Origin of the sequence: Streptomyces sp. NBC_01216 (assembly GCF_035994945.1) — a bacterium.
Classification (GTDB): domain Bacteria; phylum Actinomycetota; class Actinomycetes; order Streptomycetales; family Streptomycetaceae; genus Streptomyces.
In genome coordinates this window covers 468,558-484,573 of sequence record NZ_CP108677.1, presented here as the reverse complement: position 1 = coordinate 484,573, position 16,016 = coordinate 468,558, and the positions used below count along the sequence as shown (strand labels likewise).

Annotated in this window: 15 protein-coding genes; 7 read left to right on the top strand and 8 right to left on the bottom strand. The window is 73.3% G+C overall.

What is annotated here, in order from left to right:
• Positions 1-128 precede the first annotated feature (128 nt).
• Positions 129-1,208: an NAD(P)H-dependent amine dehydrogenase family protein gene (locus OG393_RS02095; RefSeq protein ID WP_327372792.1), complete on the top strand. Its 1,080-nt coding sequence runs from the start codon at positions 129-131 to the stop codon at positions 1,206-1,208.
• Positions 1,205-1,684, top strand: a complete 480-nt coding sequence (locus tag OG393_RS02090) for a carboxymuconolactone decarboxylase family protein (RefSeq protein WP_327372791.1) — start codon at positions 1,205-1,207, stop codon at positions 1,682-1,684. Before OG393_RS02095 ends, OG393_RS02090 begins: the two co-directional genes overlap by 4 nt.
• A gap of 52 nt (positions 1,685-1,736) precedes the next feature.
• On the opposite strand, the gene OG393_RS02085 is transcribed toward OG393_RS02090, so the two are convergent.
• Entirely contained in the window at positions 1,737-3,269 is a 1,533-nt protein-coding gene (locus tag OG393_RS02085) for a GMC oxidoreductase (protein ID WP_327372790.1), read from the bottom strand.
• Between the two features lie 243 nt (positions 3,270-3,512).
• Between OG393_RS02085 and OG393_RS02080 the strand changes: the two genes are divergently transcribed.
• A complete protein-coding gene (locus OG393_RS02080; RefSeq protein WP_327372789.1) occupies positions 3,513-4,232 on the top strand; it encodes a DUF6197 family protein in 720 nt (239 codons plus the stop codon).
• Here OG393_RS02080 and OG393_RS02075 read toward each other — a convergent pair.
• The 3 genes from OG393_RS02075 to OG393_RS02065 all read right to left on the bottom strand — a co-directional run bounded on the left by OG393_RS02075 (position 4,189) and on the right by OG393_RS02065 (position 6,335).
• Entirely contained in the window at positions 4,189-5,136 is a 948-nt protein-coding gene (locus OG393_RS02075; protein ID WP_327372788.1) for an oxygenase MpaB family protein, read from the bottom strand. The two genes, OG393_RS02080 and OG393_RS02075, sit on opposite strands and share 44 nt — an antisense overlap.
• 89 nt (positions 5,137-5,225) lie before the next feature.
• The gene (locus OG393_RS02070; protein ID WP_327372787.1) at positions 5,226-6,011 is read right to left on the bottom strand and encodes a VOC family protein; all 786 of its coding nucleotides are present in this window, start codon (positions 6,009-6,011) and stop codon (positions 5,226-5,228) included.
• A 132-nt stretch (positions 6,012-6,143) separates the two neighbouring features.
• Positions 6,144-6,335: a hypothetical protein gene (locus OG393_RS02065; protein WP_327372786.1), complete on the bottom strand. Its 192-nt coding sequence runs from the start codon at positions 6,333-6,335 to the stop codon at positions 6,144-6,146.
• A gap of 578 nt (positions 6,336-6,913) precedes the next feature.
• On the opposite strand from OG393_RS02065, the gene OG393_RS02060 reads away from it, so the two are divergent.
• The gene (locus OG393_RS02060) at positions 6,914-7,192 is read left to right on the top strand and encodes a hypothetical protein (RefSeq protein WP_327372785.1); all 279 of its coding nucleotides are present in this window, start codon (positions 6,914-6,916) and stop codon (positions 7,190-7,192) included.
• A 283-nt stretch (positions 7,193-7,475) separates the two neighbouring features.
• Here the strand turns inward: OG393_RS02060 and OG393_RS02055 are convergent, their stop codons facing one another.
• Together OG393_RS02055 and OG393_RS02050 are read right to left on the bottom strand one after the other, a co-directional pair.
• Positions 7,476-7,670, bottom strand: a complete 195-nt coding sequence (locus OG393_RS02055) for a hypothetical protein (RefSeq protein ID WP_327372784.1) — start codon at positions 7,668-7,670, stop codon at positions 7,476-7,478.
• Positions 7,667-7,792: a hypothetical protein gene (locus OG393_RS02050; protein WP_327372783.1), complete on the bottom strand. Its 126-nt coding sequence runs from the start codon at positions 7,790-7,792 to the stop codon at positions 7,667-7,669. Before OG393_RS02050 ends, OG393_RS02055 begins: the two co-directional genes overlap by 4 nt.
• Positions 7,793-8,250: 458 nt before the next feature.
• Between OG393_RS02050 and OG393_RS02045 the strand changes: the two genes are divergently transcribed.
• Together OG393_RS02045 and OG393_RS02040 are read left to right on the top strand one after the other, a co-directional pair.
• Positions 8,251-10,002 carry a S8 family peptidase gene (locus OG393_RS02045; RefSeq protein ID WP_442817393.1) on the top strand — a complete coding sequence of 584 codons (1,752 nt, stop codon included), beginning with the start codon at positions 8,251-8,253 and terminating at the stop codon, positions 10,000-10,002.
• Between the two features lie 315 nt (positions 10,003-10,317).
• Positions 10,318-12,465 carry a SpoIIE family protein phosphatase gene (locus OG393_RS02040; protein WP_327372781.1) on the top strand — a complete coding sequence of 716 codons (2,148 nt, stop codon included), beginning with the start codon at positions 10,318-10,320 and terminating at the stop codon, positions 12,463-12,465.
• 138 nt (positions 12,466-12,603) lie between these two features.
• On the opposite strand, the gene OG393_RS02035 is transcribed toward OG393_RS02040, so the two are convergent.
• Together OG393_RS02035 and OG393_RS02030 are read right to left on the bottom strand one after the other, a co-directional pair.
• A complete protein-coding gene (locus OG393_RS02035; RefSeq protein WP_327372780.1) occupies positions 12,604-12,927 on the bottom strand; it encodes a plasmid stabilization protein in 324 nt (107 codons plus the stop codon).
• A 74-nt stretch (positions 12,928-13,001) separates the two neighbouring features.
• Positions 13,002-13,460 carry a DUF3040 domain-containing protein gene (locus OG393_RS02030; protein ID WP_327372779.1) on the bottom strand — a complete coding sequence of 153 codons (459 nt, stop codon included), beginning with the start codon at positions 13,458-13,460 and terminating at the stop codon, positions 13,002-13,004.
• Between the two features lie 198 nt (positions 13,461-13,658).
• On the opposite strand from OG393_RS02030, the gene OG393_RS02025 reads away from it, so the two are divergent.
• On the top strand, positions 13,659-16,010 hold the full coding sequence (locus OG393_RS02025; protein WP_327372778.1) for a SpoIIE family protein phosphatase: 2,352 nt from the start codon (positions 13,659-13,661) through the stop codon (positions 16,008-16,010).
• Positions 16,011-16,016: the final 6 nt, after the last annotated feature.

Sequence of the window (16,016 nt, the reverse complement as noted above, 5' to 3'; positions counted from 1 at the left end):
GTCCGGCCCCGACGGGGCATGATGCCCGGACCCCGTCGCCGTGATCACCGCCGTAGAAGGGGCCCGTCCGGGGAGCGGGTTCTGCCACGCCCCTAGGAACTGACGGTTCGTCAGTATACCCTCCGCGCATGATTCCCACCGTTGTCTGGGGCACCGGGAACGTCGGGCGCGCGGCCGTCCGGGCCGTCGACGCCCACCCGGCGCTGGAACTCGCCGCCGTGATCGTCCACGACCCGGCCAAGACCGGGCGGGACGCCGGCGAACTCGCGGCCCTCGGCCGCCCGCTGGGGATCACGGCGACCGACGACGTCGATGCCGTCCTCGCGGCCCGCCCGCGCGCTCTGGTGTACGCGGCCTCCGGCGACCTCCGTCCCGACGAGGCCCTCGCCGACGTCTGCGCCGCGATCCGCGCCGGCGCCGTCGTGGTCACCCCGGCGCTCTATCCCCTCTATGACCAGCTCAACGCACCGGCGGAGTTCCGTGAACCGGTCCTCGCCGCGATCGCGGAGGGCGGCGGGTCGCTCTTCGTCTCCGGCGTCGACCCGGGCTGGGGCAACGACGTGCTGCCGCTGCTGACGAGCGGTCTCGGCTCCACCGTGGACGCCATCCGCTGCCAGGAGATCTTCGACTACTCGACCTACGAGCAGGAGGACTCCGTCCGGCACCTCGTCGGCATGGGGCTGCCCCTGGACTACGCGCCGCCGATGCTCGCGCCGTCGGTGCCGACCATGGTGTGGGGCGGCCAGATACGCCTGATGGCCCGCGCCCTGGGCGTCGCGCTGGACGACATCAGGGAGACCGTCGACCGGCGCGCCCTCGACGCCTCCGTGACCACCCGGACGATGGGTCTGTTCGAGGCGGGTACCCAGGGTGCCGTGCGCTTCGAGGTGCAGGGCATCGTCGACGGCGAACCCCGCATCGTGGTCGAGCACGTCACCCGGATCCATCCCTCCTGCGCACCCGACTGGCCCAGCCCGCCCGACGGCGCCGGTGCCCACCGGGTGATCGTCGAGGGACGCCCGCGCATCGAGGTCACCGTCGAGGCGACCGACGAGGGGGAGAACCGGTCCGCCGGCGGGAACGCCACCGCTGTCGGGCGCCTCGTGAACGCCGTCGACTGGCTGGCGGCCGCCACGCCCGGACTCTACGACGCGCTCGACGTGCCCCTGCGGCCGGCCGTGGGAAAACTCGGAAGGAGACAACCGTGATCATCGACATACCCGAAGGTCAGGAACCGATCGGATACGTGTGGGGCGAGATGGTCCCCGGCATCGGGACGGCAGCCGCCCACTTCTCGCTCTCGGTCTACGAGCACACCACCCTGGGGCTCCGGGAGTTCGAGGCCGCCCGGCTGCGGATCGCGCAGATCAACGGCTGCGTCTTCTGCCTCGACTGGCGCACCGAGCGGGACGGGGTCAGGGTCGAGGAGTCCTTCGCCGCCGCGGTGACCGCGTGGCGCACGACCGGGGACTTCGACGAACGGACCAGGCTCGCCGCCGAGTACGCCGAACGGTACGCCCTTGACCACCACGGCCTCGACGAGGAGTTCTGGGCGCGGATGACGGCGCGGTACAGCCAGGCCGAGATCGTGGAGCTCAGCATGAGCATCGGCTCCTGGCTGGCCTTCGGGCGCCTCAATCACGTGCTCGGCCTCGACTCCGTGTGCGTCCTGCCGGGTGGGTGAGCCCGGCTCCGGGGCCGCGGGGTGATCCCGGCCGGCCCCGGTCTCGCGCGCGTCACAGATCGGCGGCGATGATCGTCTCGATGTTCCGTTCGGCGAGCGCGGTGATGGTCACGAACGGGTTGACGCTGGTGTTGCCGGGGATGAGCGCGCCGTCGATGACGTACAGCCCCGGATGCCCGTGCAGCCGACCGTAGTTGTCGGTGGCCCGGCCGAGTACCGCACCACCGAGCGGGTGGTAGGTGAGGTGGTCGCCCCAGATCTTGTAGAAGCCGAAGAAGTCCGTCCGGTAGATGGTCCCCTCCTTGGCGTTGATCTTGTCGAAGATGGTCTTCGCCATATCGATGGAGGGCTGCTTCCAGGCCGTCTGCCAGTTCAGCTCGACACGGCCCGCGGCGGCGTTCCAGGTGAACTCGGCACGGTGCGGGTTCTTGGTGATGGAGAGGTAGAACGAGGCGTACGTCTCGATCCCGGTCGGCAGCGGCGCGACCTCGGCGAACGCGCCGCCCGCCTCCCAGTTGTCGATGCCCGCCGTGGGCATGGACGACTGGAGCTTGCCGGTGGGGTCCCACAGATGGTTGGCCCGGCCGCACATGACGTTGCCGTTGTCCCCCCAGCCCTTGCCGATCTCGCCGTTGAGACCGGGTAGCGCCCCGGTGGCCTTCAGGCGGGTGAGCAGCTTGCTGGTGCCGATACTGCCCGCGGCGAAGAACACCCGGTCCGCGGTGACGGACTTGGTGGCCGTGGTGGCGCCGGTGGTGTCGAGCTCGTCGATGAGGACGGTGTAGCCGCCCCCCGGCGCCGGGGCCACCGAAGTGACCTTGTGGAGAGCTGACACGGAGACCCTGCCGGTCGCCTCGGCTTCGGCGAGATAGGTCTTGCGCAGGGTCTTCTTGCCGTGGTTGTTGCCGTAGAGAACCTCGCCCGCCAGAGCGGACTTGGGCACGGCCCCGGTGGCCTCCCGCTCCATGTAGTCCCAGTCGTACACGTTGGGCACGAAGACGAAGGGGAACCCGGAGCGCCGGGCGTGCTTGCGGCCGACCCGCGCGTACTGGTAGCACGGGGCGCTCTCCCACCAGTCCGGGTCGACTTGGTTGACGCCGAGCCCGGCGTTGGCGCGCGGGTAGTACACCTCGTACATCTCGTCGGCGTTCACGGTGGGCAGCACGGCGCCGAAGTTCTCCCGCCGTGGCGTGACCGCCATCCCGCCGTTGACCAGGGAGCCGCCGCCGACGCCGCGGCCCTGGTAGACGGTGATGCCGCCGAACTCCTCCGCGTCGAGGACGCCGGTGTAGCGGGGGACGTCCTTGTCGAGCGGGAAGCCGAGGAAGTTGCTGAGCGGCTGCTTCGTCCGGGTGCGCAGCCAGAACGAGCGGTAGTCGGGCCTCGTGGTGTTGGCGAAGACCCGGCCGTCGGGACCCGGGGTGTCCCAGGACATGCCCATCTCCACCATGTGCACGTCGACACCCGCCTGGGCGAGCCGGAGCGCGGCCACGGAGCCGCCGTACCCGGTGCCGATGACGAGAACGGGGAGGCGTGTTCCCGGGGGGAGGGGGGCGGCCGAAACGGAGGGCACCGGCAACGCCATTGCCCCGAGAATGGAACCTGTTCCCATGATGAACCTTCGGCGAGAGACCACGTGATGTTCCTCATCTGTGAAGGGAAGGGGAACGAGTTCTACTGCCGCCGTCCTGGGAAGTCACGGCATACCGATGGGTAACTTGTGGCCGGAACGAGTGTCTTGGGTGGCGGGTGCCCTCAAGTCAAAGCGCCACAAAGCCGACATTTCATTTAGAGGGGGGATTTCGTCGACCCAGGAGCACGCCCGCCCATGCCCACCACCGCTGTCGAAGCCGCGCCCCGCCGTGGTCCCGCCCCGTCCGCCGTCACCGCGCCATCCGACACCGCCGCGCCCGAGACCGTCGACCGCGCCGGCGCCCGGCTCCACGACTCCGCCGCCTGGCAGGAGATCGTGCGTCTCTGGGACCTCCCGGTCGCGCCGCACGCGTCACCCGCCCCGTCCGCCTCGGGTTCCCCCGGGGCGGACCGGACCGAGGCCGCGCCGTTCACCGCCGAAGGGGAATGGCGCGGCCTCCTCTCGGTCCCCGTCGACCAGCTCGTCGCCACCGCCCTGAAAGCCCTCCCCGCACCCCCGCCGGCCGAGCGCCGGCTTCCCGGGCGCGTCGGCGCGGTACTGCCCGACCGGCTGCACGTCTGGCGCCGCGTCGGGCAGCCCGAGGTGACCCCCTCCGTCCACCTCGCCCACGCCCGCCGCGTTCTCGTGGAATGGGGCTGGCAGAACCGGCCCTACCGGCTCCGCGACATCCGGGGCGCCCGCTGCGTGTGCGGCGCCCTCCTCACCGCGCACCGCCTCGGATACGGCAGCGTCGACACCATGAACCGGGCCGCCGCCTGGATCGTCACCGAGCTCCGCGCCCAGGGCTGGAACGGCCTGATCGGCCCCTGGAACAGGGCGCCCGGCCGGACCGCGGAGGAGGCCCTGGCCCTCATCGACGCGACGATCCGCCGGGCCGCTCACGCCGGTCAGTGACGGTCCGGCGCGGCCCGTCGTCCGTCCTCCGCTCGTCCCCGGTCGGCGGCGGGCCCATCGCCCAGCGGATCACCCCCGTCGCCAGACGCCCGCCCGCCCGGCCACCCGCCCGCACCGGTGCCGGGAGAGCGGGCAGCCCCAGGGGCTCGTACGCCCACGACGGCAGCAGCGCCACCGCCCCGGCCGCCAGCAGAGCGTAAGGCGCCCGCGCCTGCCACGGGATCGGAGGGGACAGCAGCAGGAAGCGGGCCGTCTCCCGACAGGCGGGCGTGGCCCGGAGCTCCGACCGGTACCCGTCCATCCGCTCCGCCAGCTCGTCGACGGTGCGCGGCGGACGCTCCACGCCCAGCGCCTCGGCGATCCTCGCCGCGTCCGCGACGTACCCGTCGTAGCCCGCCCGGTCGAGCGGCGCCGCGCCGTAGCGCCGATGGGCCCGCAGGAAACTGTCGACCTCCGCGACGTGGACCCAGCCCAGCAGGTGCGGATCGGACGCCCGGTACGGCATGCCCTCCGCCGTACGGCCCCGCAGCCGGGCGTGTACCTGCCGTACCCGCTCCACGGCGAGCCGCGCGTCGTCGGCCGTTCCGAAGGTCGTCACGGCGAGGAAGGTGCTGGTGCGCTCCAGACGCCCCCACGGGTCGCCCCGGAACCCGGAGTGGGCCGCGACCGCGGCCATCGCCAGCGGATGCAGCGACTGGACGAGCAGCGCCGCCAGACCCCCCGCGAACATCGAGGCGTCCCCGTGCACGGTGCGGATCGGACTGTCGGGACCGAACCAGCGCGGACCCGGAGTGCCGTGGATGCGGTCGCGCGTCCGTGACCCCGACGGCCCGGCCACGCGCCGGAATATCGTGGCGCCGAGCCGGACGCGCAGCTCGTCGACGGTCGGAGGGGACCATCCCATGGGAACAGTATGCGCCCGGACGGCTTCGCGCGAGGGGCGCGCGCCGCACCGGGGCGTGCCCGGTTTGGTGCGGCGCGTGCGGCCGGGCGCTACAGCCCGTCCGCCACGGTGAACAACCCGCCGTCCGGATCGTGCAGGGTGATACGGCGGCCCGGACCCGACGAGGTGACCTCGGAGACGACACCGCCACCGAGCCGCTTGACCGTCGCCATGGCCGCCTCGACGTCCTCGACCCGGAAGTGGACGTGCCAGCGGGGCCGGACCTGGGGATTGGGCGCGGCCTCCACCGCTCCACCGACGATACGGGCGACGGTCGTGCCCCGATGGCTCAGGATCACCGTGTCGTCCGCGTAGGCGACCTGACAGCAGCCCGGCTTGTCGCCGGCCCAGTCGAGGACCTCGCCGTAGAAGATCGCCGCGTCGAAGGCGTTCCGGGTGTGCAGTTCCAGCCATGCGGGCGCCCCGCCCCGTCCCACGCTCCAGTCGGGGATGATCTCGCCCTCCCAGATGCCGAACACGGCCCCCTCCCGGTCGGAGGCGAGCGCCGCACGTCCGGTACCGAAGCGCAGCGGGCCGACGGCCACCGTGGCGCTGCGCTCACGGATGCGGGCCGCGGTCACGTCGGCGTCGTCCACCGCGAAGTAGGGGGTCCAGGCGACGGCCACCGCCAGCCGCGGGGCCACGGCGCCGATGCCGGCCACCGGCGCCCCGTCGCGCAGCGCCACGGAGAACTCCTTGCCGAGCCTGGTCGGCCGGAACGTCCAGCCGAACAGAGCGCTGTAGAAGGCCTCCGCGGCTCGCAGGTCGCGGGTCATCAGACTGACCCAGCAGGGGGCGCCGAACACCGCGTGACTCGAGGTCGACACAACCTTCATCCATCCGTCGTGGACGCCTGACCGCTGTCCATCCCACCGCACCCCCGGCAAGATCGCCAGTGCGGACGCTCCCGTTGCTCCGGGCGATCGGCCGGGGGTCTCGGCATGGGCCGCACCCCCCGCGTGGCCAGGTCAGCGCCGATCGTTCATGAGCTGCTGGAAGGAGCTCATGCAGGGCGTGCAGTGGCGGTCGGTCCGGTCACGCTCTTCGAGGGGCTCCGCGTGCAGGGACTGCCCGCACAGGGCCGTCGCCGTGCCCATGGCGGCGACGTGCCAGACGAAGTCGCCTTCGGAGGAAGCGATGCCGACGTGCATTTCGTACATGGTCCTGTCTCCATGCTCGGCGGACGTGTGCTCTTCCAGTGCACCGGACGCGGGGCGCGGATGTACGCCCGGAGGCGGCTGTTCGGGTGAGGGGTCGACCAGTGCACACGCTGTGACCTGCGTGGATAAGGAAACGATCAGGTGTCGGGGTGCGGCGTGGCGCCGACCGGACCCGCCGGGAGGCCCGGACCGGGAGGTCTCCGTGCGAGCGCGCGCCCTCGCCGCCGCAACCGCGGCGGCACCCGAGCCGTTCCCGGGGGATCGCTGACGGCCCCTCAGGCATGTCCCCGCGTCGCGGAGTCGGGCCCGGACCGGCCGTCGCGGTGGCGCCGCGCGCCGCACGGGAGGACACCCGGCCGTCGGCGGGCGGACCCGGTACGGTCGCCCCGGAGGCCACCGGAGTACGCCCCGTTCCCGCGCGCGCCCCGGTTGTCCCCGGGCCGCCGGAACGGCCACGGCCGTGTCGCACTCCCCTTTCCCGGCGCGGCGCGGGGAGGGCGTGGCGCTGCGCAGGCCGTCGGGACGGGGGATGGCTACGCTGGAGCGGGGTGCAGGCACGTGCCCGGCGGGAGCGACTCATGAGACGGCGCCACCACTTCCACATCGACCACGCGGGGCACTCGGTCAGTGTCACCTTCCAGACCGGTCACACCGCGGTGGTGGAGGTCCTGGTCGACGGAAAGGAGACGGGACACGCCACGACCGCCGGCGACCGGCCGGTCGTCGTCCCGATCGAACTCCCGACCGAACCGCCGACCCAGGCGGTGGTCCGCGCCCTGCCCGGCCCCGGCATCCCGCGCTGCGTGCTCGAGGTACCCGGCACCGAACCCCATGTCATGTCCCCGCGCCTGTACTGACGAGCAGGTGCGGGGACACCGCCGCCGAGGCCGATGCGGCCCGGACGCCCCTGATGTCCTGAGCTGAGGCAGCGGTCGGCCCCGGTCCGTTCACTCCGGAGCCCCCGCCCTCCTCGGTAGCGCGACGACCAGCACAGGACCGGCCGTCGAGACACCCGTCGGCAAGCGGGCGATCCGCTTGCCGCGCGGCCGGTGCCGCCGCGGCTTCGGGGCGGTCGAATCGGCGGTCCCGGCCTCCCGGGCGCGGAAGCGGGAGGCGTCTCGCCGGGGTCAGGCGCCCCGTTCAGTGCGGCGGCGGCATCGGGTCCAGGGCCTTGCCGACGCTGCAGCCGCCCTCGCCGGGCATGGGCTGGATCCGGGGCGGCACCCGCACCTCGGTGGCGCCGGGACCCACGCGGGCGAGCAGGCAGTTCCGCGCGTCGAAGCCGTTGCCCTTCACCGACAGCAGCGCGCCGACCCGGCCGCCCTCCGCCTTCACCTCGGTACGGATCGCCGGATCCAGGTCCAGCGCGGCGAGGGCACGGCGTACCCGGAGGACCGCACCATTCCGCAGGCGCCGGTGAACGGCAACAGCGCCGCGATCAGCAGGAGTCGGCGCATGGTCCCACCCTTCCGGCGCCGGTGGCTCCGCTACAGCGGCATCCCGGCGCCTTGGAATCGCACGCACCGGACCGCGTCCGCCTGTCGGTCGAAGGCCATCCGACAGGCTCTCAGCCGCTGCGGCGACCGCACGTGCACACCCCGTGTGGCCCGGAACGCGGGCCCGGTGGTCCACGCGGGGTGCGCACGCCGACCCCGCGCGGAACGAAGCGGGGCATCCCGGTGGAAGCCCCCATCGATCGGTGACACGACAGGTCAACACTGGGTAACGCCAACGGGCTTGTCGGACTGAACGCTTCCTTCCGCACCTCTGGTCTGGGATCTTGCGTCCACCCCACACATCACAGGACCCGGTCGGCGCCACCCGCGTCACCGGGTTATCGGAGGACGCATTGTTTTCCCACATATCGAGCCGGCTGAGACTTTCCGCCATCACGATCGCCGCTCTCGGCGCGACCATGGCCCTCGCCGCACCCGCCGGACTCGCCCACGCGGCGCCGACGACCACTCCGGAGCCCTCTTCCGCCTCGGCGCGGACGGCCACCGTGGCGGCACCGGCGACGACCACCGCGGCCTGGGCGGCCGGCACCCGCGCGTACCTGGTGATCACCGCCCCTGGTGACACTTCCCTCGCGCGCAACGCCGTCGTGAACAACGGCGGTTCGGTCTTCGCGTCCTACGACGCCATCGGCGTGGTCGTGGCGCACTCGACCTCGGCGGCCTTCGCGTCCACCCTGCGCTCCGTGAGCGGCGTCCAGCAGGTCGGCGCCACGCGCACCTCCGACGTCCCGGCCGACGCCTACAACCCGGCGCTGCCGGCGAACCCGTCCCAGTCGACGACCACGCTCAACGAGTCCAACCGCTGGGACATGACCCAGATCAAGGCCGACCAGGCATGGGCCGTCACCACCGGCTCCGCGTCGGTGAAGGTCGGTGTCCTCGACACGGGGGTGGACGACCAGCACCAGGACATCGCCCCCAACTTCGACGCGGCCGACTCCGTCTCCTGCGCCTACGGAAAGGCGGACACCCGCTCCGGCGCCTGGCGGGACGTCGACACCCACGGCACGCACGTCGCCGGCACCATCGCCGCGGCCAAGAACGGCAAGGGCGTGATCGGCGTCGCGCCAGGCGTCAAGATCGCCTCGGTCCGCATCGCCGAGCCGAACAGCACCCTGTTCTTCGCCGAGAACACCGTCTGCGGCTTCATGTGGGCCGGTGACCACGGCTTCAAGGTCACCAACAACAGCTATTACACGGACCCGTGGCAGTTCAACTGCCCGGACAACCTGGACCAGGCCGCGATCATCGAGGGCGTCCGCCGTGCCCAGGCGTACGCCGAGGGCAAGGGATCGCTCCAGGTCGCCGCCGCCGGCAACTCCAACTACGACCTGGCGAACAAGACGACCGACAGCTCCAGCCCGAACGACTCCACGCCGGTGTACCGCACCCTCACCAACGACTGCGTCGACATCCCGACCGAGCTGCCGGGCGTCGTCACGGTCGCGGCGATGGGCAACGGCAACGTCAAGGCCTCCTACTCCAACTTCGGCAACGGCGTCATCGACGTCGCGGCCCCCGGCGGCGACGGCTCCTCGGGCGTCTACTCGACGCTGCCCGGAGGCAAGTACGGCACCAAGAACGGCACGTCGATGGCGTCCCCGCACGTGGCGGGCGTCGCCGCGCTGATGGCCAGCGTCGACCCGACGCTCACCCCGGCGGACATCCGGGCCCGGCTGAACACCCAGGCGAACGACACGGCCTGCCCCTCGGACAGCCGCTGCAAGGGCACCACCGCGAAGAACGGCTTCTTCGGCGAAGGCCAGGTCGACGCGCTCAAGGCGGTCGGCGGCAGCACCCCGCCGTCCGGCGCGTACTTCGAGAACCTCACCGACGTCGCGATCTCCGACAACACCACGGTCGAGAGCGCGATCACGGTCACCGGCGTGACGGGCAACGCCCCGGCCGCGCTGAAGGTGGGCGTGGACATCAAGCACACCTACATCGGTGACCTGAAGGTCGACCTGGTGGCCCCGGACGGCAGCGTGTACACGCTCCACAACCGCACCGGCGGAAGCGCGGACGACATCGTCCGGACATACACGGTCAACGCCTCCTCGGAGACCGCCAACGGGGTCTGGAAGCTCCGCGTGAACGACAACGCGCGGCAGGACACCGGCAGGATCGACGCCTGGAACCTCACCTTCTGACGCCGCGGCCACCCGGCCGGATCGTCCCGAACACCCGGTGGGCGGAGCCGCACGGCTCCGCCCACCGGCATGCGCGGGGAAGCGCGCGGCGACGGCCGCGACCGCCCCGCAGGGGCGGATCACGCAGGTCACGCTCGGTCCCCGAGGAGCCTCGGAGCGCCTCCCGGCACCTGGTGGGAACGATTCCCGTGCCCAGGTCGGCGGAGGCGTCGCGCGGCCCCGGGCTGCCCGTCCGGGCGACCGGGAGGACGATGGAAGCGGTTGGGCCCCGCGCGCAGCCCCCGGCAGCCCGGCACGTGTAAGGGAGGACCCGCCATGGACGCGGCCGACGCCCACCGGACCGTGCGGCCTTCCGGCCCTCTCGCCTCAGCGGCGCCCGGGGGCCTGCTGGACATGCTGGGCGTCGCCGCGATCGTCCTGGACGCCGGAGGGCGTATCACGCTGTGGAGTCCGCAGGCGGAGCGGCTGTTCGGCTGGACCGCCGATGAGGCCCTCGGCCGGTACGCGGCCAGACTGCTCGTCGCCGAGGAGGACGCCGCACTCGTCCTCGACCTGTTCGCGCAGGTCATGACCGGTGGCGGAAGCTGGGCCGGTGTTTTCCCGGTCCGCCACAAGGACGGCAGCTCCCGCCCCGTCGAGTTCCGCAACATGCGCCTGACGGACCAGGCAGGCGGCCGGTACGCGCTCGGGATCGCCGCCGACGAGGAGGTCGTCCGGGGCATCGAACGCAACCTGGCGCTGTCGGCGCAACTGGTCGCCCAGTCGCCCACCGGGGTGGCGGTCGCCGATACCGATCTCCGCCTCGTCCTGGTCAACCCGTCCTTCGAACGCATCACCGGCTGTTCGGCGCAGGGCGTTCTCGGCCGCGAAGCCGCCGAGAACCTGCCGTTCGGCGAGCGTGAGACCGTCGAGGAGACGATGCGCGAGGTACTGGCCATCGGCACGCCCCGGCTCGACCGCTTCGCCACCGAACGCGCCCGGGACGGCCAGAACGGCAACCGGGCCTGCCGGGTCTCCTACTACCGTCTCGAGGATTCCGTCGGCCGGGTGATCGGCGTCGTCGCGACCGTCCTGGACGTCACCGAGCAGTACCACGCGGACCGGCAGAGCGCCCACGCCCGCCGCCGCCTGGCCGTGATCGCCCAGGCGTCGACCCGCATCGGGACGACGCTCAACCTGGAGCAGACCGCGCGCGAACTCGCCGACACCGTCGTTCCCGACCTCGCCGACATCGCCGCCGTCGACGTCCTGGACGCGGCCCTGCACCCTCGTACCCTCCACCGGGCCCCCACGGCCCGCACCGCCTTCCGGGCCCTGGCCGTGAAGGCGGCCTACGCCACCACCGCCACCGACGCGGCCGACCCCATCGGCGAGATCACCCGCTACGAGGCCGACCGCCTCGTCACCCGCTGCGCCACCACCGGCCGCACCGTCCACCTCGCCCGGGTACGCCCCGACGACCTGCCCCGGATCGCCCGGGACGACACCGCGGCCACGCTCCTGGCCGACGCGGGCGTCCACTCGTACCTGGCGGTGCCCCTGATCGCCCGCGGCGAGGTACTCGGCGCGCTCGACCTGAAGCGGGCCCGCAACCCGATGCCGTTCACCACGGACGACATCCTGCTCGCCGAGGAACTCGCGGCCCGCGCCGCCGTCTGCATCGACAACGCCCGCTGGTACCAGACACAGCTCCAGGCGGCGACCACCCTCCAGCGCCATCTGCTCTCGCGCACGCCCCCCGACCCGCCGGGACTCAAGGTCGCCTGCCGCTACCAGCCCGCCGGGACCGCCGGCCACGCCGGCGGCGACTGGTTCGACGTCATCCCCCTGACCGACGGCACCACCGCCCTGGTCGTCGGCGACGTGATGGGCTCAGGCATCAACGCCGCCGCGACCATGGGCCAGTTGCGTACCGCCACCCGCACCCTCACCCGCCTCGGCCTCGCCCCCGACGAGATCCTCCGCCATCTGGACGTGCTCACCGGCGAACTCGACGAGATGATCGCCACCTGCGTGTACGCCCGGTACGACCCCGGCATCGGCCGCTGCCACATCGCGCTGGCCGGCCACCCGCCCCCCGCCCTGACCCGGCCGGGCCGGCCTCCCCTCCTGCTCGAGCTGCCGCCCGGCGCGCCCCTCGGGGCCGCGGAGGACGTGCCTTTCACCACGACGGGGATCGACCTCCCGCCCGGCGCCCGCCTCTTCCTGTACACCGACGGGCTCCTGGAGAGCCGCCACCAGTCGCTCGACTCCCGCATGGACGCCCTGCTGCGCCACCTCACCGGTACCCCGCAGCCCCTGGAGACGACCTGTGACGAGCTGATCGCCACCCTGCCCGACCCGGACAGCGACGACGACATCGCCCTGCTCATCGCCGAAGCGGACACCCCGGACACCCCCGGCCCGGACACCTCCGGCGCTCCCGGGGTCCCCGGCACCCCTGATGCGCCCATGACGGTCTGACGGCGAACTCAGGCCCCCGCGGCCGTCCACCCTCCGGCGCCGTTGCCGTCCGCCCCTCCTGCCCCGCCCCGCGCACCCGTCCCGGAAGCCCGGCCGACGGCGTGCCGGGCCGGCGTCGGCCGGGCAGGGGCGAGGCCGTCAGCGGCCCAGAGAGCGCTTCAGCTCGGCCTTGTTCATCGACGAGCGGCCCTTGACGCCGCGTCGTCGCGCCTCGGCGTACAACTGGTCGTAGGTCGGCCCCCGCGCGCCGCTGTGCGAGCGTCGTCCGCCGCGGCGCGCGGACGACATGTCGTCGAGTGAACTCCTGCCGGCGGCCTCGGACTCGCCCGCCCGGGCCCGCTCCTTGTTGACCGTGCGCGCGGCGATCTCCTCGGCGCGCTTCTCGCTCTCGCCCCGGTCCAGGGCGCTCTCCCGGATGTGCTCGTACTGCCGCTCACGCTTGGCGCTCGATCCACGGGGCATAGTCCGCTCCTCTCCGCACCGTGCCGGCTCGCCTCTGCCGACTCACCGCGGTCCCGTGCCCGCACTCCGCCCCCTCATACGCCGGCCGGACCGTCACCGGACCGGCCGTCCTCGTGTCCGCCGCCGCCCCGCGGCCCCTCGGCGCCGCTCCGGCGTTCCTGGAGCCGCCGCGTCCAGTGGATCACCAGGCGCAGCAGCCAGATCAGCGTCAGCACCCACACGGCCGTGAACGCCCAGATGAAACCGGCGCGTTCCGTGACGATGCCGAGGATCAGCAGGACCAGGGCCGCGGTGGCGAGCACCGCGAGGACGACTCCGGAGGGACGCCGGCGTTCCCCGCGGGCGCGGGGTACCGGCAGCCGACGACCGCGGTGGGGCTTACGGGGATCGCGGGCCAGGACGTTCTTGCGGAGGTCCTCCTCCATCTCGGCCAGGACGCGCCGCTCGCGCGGGGAGAGCCGTGGTCCGTCCATCGTCGACACCTCCTCCGCTCCGTCGCCGCGCCCTTCGCGGGCGACGCTCGGCCTTCGCACGTACCGACCCCCTGTTCAAGCGTGCCTCAGACCGCCGGTCCAGTCCTCCCGAGGACGAGGAAGGCCGTCGGCGTCCCGTCGCCGGCGTGCCCGCCCGCCGGGCGGGCGCAGGGAACGGAGACGGACGCGCGGGTAGAATTCCGAGCGGGTAGGCGCAGGTGCTCCGGACGTCCCTTCGACGGCGCAACGGGGGTCCTCTTGACCGACTCCGGAAACTCCACCCCGCCGCCGGCCGGTGTCGGCGCGGAGACCGGCCTGACCAGCGCGGGAGGTCTCGCCGCCGAGATCGAATGGCTGCGCGGACGCACCGCGCACCGGCATCTCCTCGACCTCGCCACGGGCATGCTCGCCGCGCAGCTGCGGCTGTCCCCGACCGACGCCGCCGAGCACCTTGAAGCCCTCGCCCAGGCGACCGGCCTCGCTCCCGCGGACCTCGCCGCAGACATCGTCGACGCCGTCGGCGAGGGCGCCGCGACCATGCCCGGCGGTCCGTGGACGGCCGCGGCCGACGGCCCGCCCGAGACGTTCGGCACCCGGCTCCGGATCGCCTCCTCCGCCCGGTATCCCGGTGAGACCCGCCGGGCGCGGCGCGTCGTCGCGGCGGCCGAGGCCACGGACACCGTCGACGAGGCGGCCCGCACCCTGCTGGAGGGCGGCCTCGCCCCGCACGGGGCGGACAGCCTGTGGCTGTGGCGTGGCACCGAGGCCGGGTGCCTGCGGCTCGTCGGACACGCCGGCGTGGGAGCCTCCGAGGCTGTCGCCTGGCAGTGGATCCCCCCGGCGGCCCCCGAGCCCTTCCGCGCGGTCCTCAAGGACGGGGTGCCCGTCTGGCTCGACGACGGCCCGCCCACCGGTCTGCCGCTCCCCGGGGCCTCGGCGCACGCGGCGCGCGCCCTGCTGCCGCTGCACCGGCGCCGGGCCCTGGTCGGCCTGGCCCTGGTCGGCTGGCCGGGCCCCACCGCCCTCGACGCGACGGTCAGACGCGCCCTCACCGGCCTGGTGGACGTGGCAGGCGCGGTGCTGGGCGGCGCCGAGACGGAACAGCCGGACGCGCCGGTGCTCGTGGACGTCCTCGACGCGCTGGCCCGCCCCGCGATGCTGCTGGGCCGCGGCCCCGGCTCCGGGGCGCCGACCGTGATCCACCTCAACGACGAGGCCGCCGCGACACTCGGCGGCGCGCCCCCCGCCCGAGACCGTTCCCTCTCCCGTGCCTTCCCGCTGGTCCACGCCGATCTGGCCCATCTGGCGCGCCGCGCCGTCGCCACCACCCGCACCCAACGCGCCGCCCGGCTCCCCGCCTCGGCCCGCCCCGGCGAAACGACGCCGCTTCTCGACGTCCGCGTACTGCCGGCCGGCGGGGGACGCGCGGTCGTCCTGTGGCACACCGTCGGCGACGTCGGCATGGCCACCGGCCGGGCCGTGGCGAGACTCCAGAGCGTCGCCACCTTCCAGGACACCCCGGACGGCGGCGGGACCGTCTGGTCGGAGCAGGCGTACGCCATGTTCGGCATGGACCGGACGGAGCAGCCGGTGCCCCTGCCGGGCCTGCGCGGGAGGGTGCACCGGGACGACGGCGAGGCGCTCACCGAACTGCTGACCACCCTCAGGGAGCGGCAGACGGGGGCGCAGACGGTCCTCCGGATCGTGCTGCCCGACGGGACCGTCCGGCATGTGCGGGTCGCGGCCGAACCGCTGCTGACCGGGGACACGGTCACCGGCATCGTCGGGGTGTTCCAGGACGTCTCGGACAGCCGGCGCACCGAGATGGCGCTGACGGCGACCTTCGACCACCTCACGGAGGTGCGCAACGAGGCGGAGATGCGCCACCAGATGGCCCTCCAGCTGCAGCAGGCCATCATCCCCGAGGTCCCCGGCCTGCAGGAGCTCCCCGGTGACCTGGTCGTCGCCGCACGCTACCGGCCGGCCGCCGAGGAATACCGCGTCGGCGGCGACTGGTACGACGTCCTGCGGCTGCCGAACGGTCAGGTGCTGGTGGCGGTCGGCGACATCGCCGGACACGGGATCGACTCCGTCACCGGCATGGTCGCCCTGCGAAACGCCCAGCGGGCGCTGGCCTTCACCGGGCATCCGCCGCGACACCTGATGGGGTGGCTCAACGAGGTCACCCTGCGCACGGGTGGCGGCACCACGGCCACCGCCGTGTGCGCCCTGTACGACCCACGGGACCGTGGCCTGGTCTGGTCGAGCGCCGGCCACCTGCCTCCGCTGCTGCTCAGGGACGGCCGGGCGCGGCTTCTCGGTCCGCCGCTCGATCTTCTGCTGGGCGCGGAGCCCGGGTACGCCTACCACGAGCGGCGGACCGGACTGCGGCCCGGGGACACGCTGCTGCTGTACACGGACGGCCTGGTCGAGCGCCGTCACGACGACCTGGCAGCCGGGCTCGAACGGCTCGCCCGGGAGGCGGAGCGGCTGTCCGGCCGGCCACCGGACCGTTTGGTGGACGGGTTGCTCAGTACGGCGGTGGGGGACACGGACGACGACACCAGCCTCGTCGCCGTCGGGGTGCGCGGACGGCCCCGGACGCGCTGACGCCGC

What these genes read in the sequence shown, in the direction of transcription:
- OG393_RS02070 (WP_327372787.1), bottom strand. Translation starts at nt 6,011, where the DNA reads ATGAAGGTTGTGTCGACCTCGAGTCACGCGGTGTTCGGCGCCCCCTGC.
- OG393_RS02065 (WP_327372786.1), bottom strand. Translation starts at nt 6,335, where the DNA reads ATGTACGAAATGCACGTCGGCATCGCTTCCTCCGAAGGCGACTTCGTC.
- OG393_RS02080 (WP_327372789.1), top strand. Translation starts at nt 3,513, where the DNA reads ATGCCCACCACCGCTGTCGAAGCCGCGCCCCGCCGTGGTCCCGCCCCG.
- OG393_RS02075 (WP_327372788.1), bottom strand. Translation starts at nt 5,136, where the DNA reads ATGGGATGGTCCCCTCCGACCGTCGACGAGCTGCGCGTCCGGCTCGGC.
- OG393_RS02085 (WP_327372790.1), bottom strand. Translation starts at nt 3,269, where the DNA reads ATGGCGTTGCCGGTGCCCTCCGTTTCGGCCGCCCCCCTCCCCCCGGGA.
- OG393_RS02040 (WP_327372781.1), top strand. Translation starts at nt 10,318, where the DNA reads ATGGACGCGGCCGACGCCCACCGGACCGTGCGGCCTTCCGGCCCTCTC.
- OG393_RS02060 (WP_327372785.1), top strand. Translation starts at nt 6,914, where the DNA reads ATGAGACGGCGCCACCACTTCCACATCGACCACGCGGGGCACTCGGTC.
- OG393_RS02045 (WP_442817393.1), top strand. Translation starts at nt 8,251, where the DNA reads ATGGCCCTCGCCGCACCCGCCGGACTCGCCCACGCGGCGCCGACGACC.
- OG393_RS02095 (WP_327372792.1), top strand. Translation starts at nt 129, where the DNA reads ATGATTCCCACCGTTGTCTGGGGCACCGGGAACGTCGGGCGCGCGGCC.
- OG393_RS02035 (WP_327372780.1), bottom strand. Translation starts at nt 12,927, where the DNA reads ATGCCCCGTGGATCGAGCGCCAAGCGTGAGCGGCAGTACGAGCACATC.
- OG393_RS02050 (WP_327372783.1), bottom strand. Translation starts at nt 7,792, where the DNA reads ATGCGCCGACTCCTGCTGATCGCGGCGCTGTTGCCGTTCACCGGCGCC.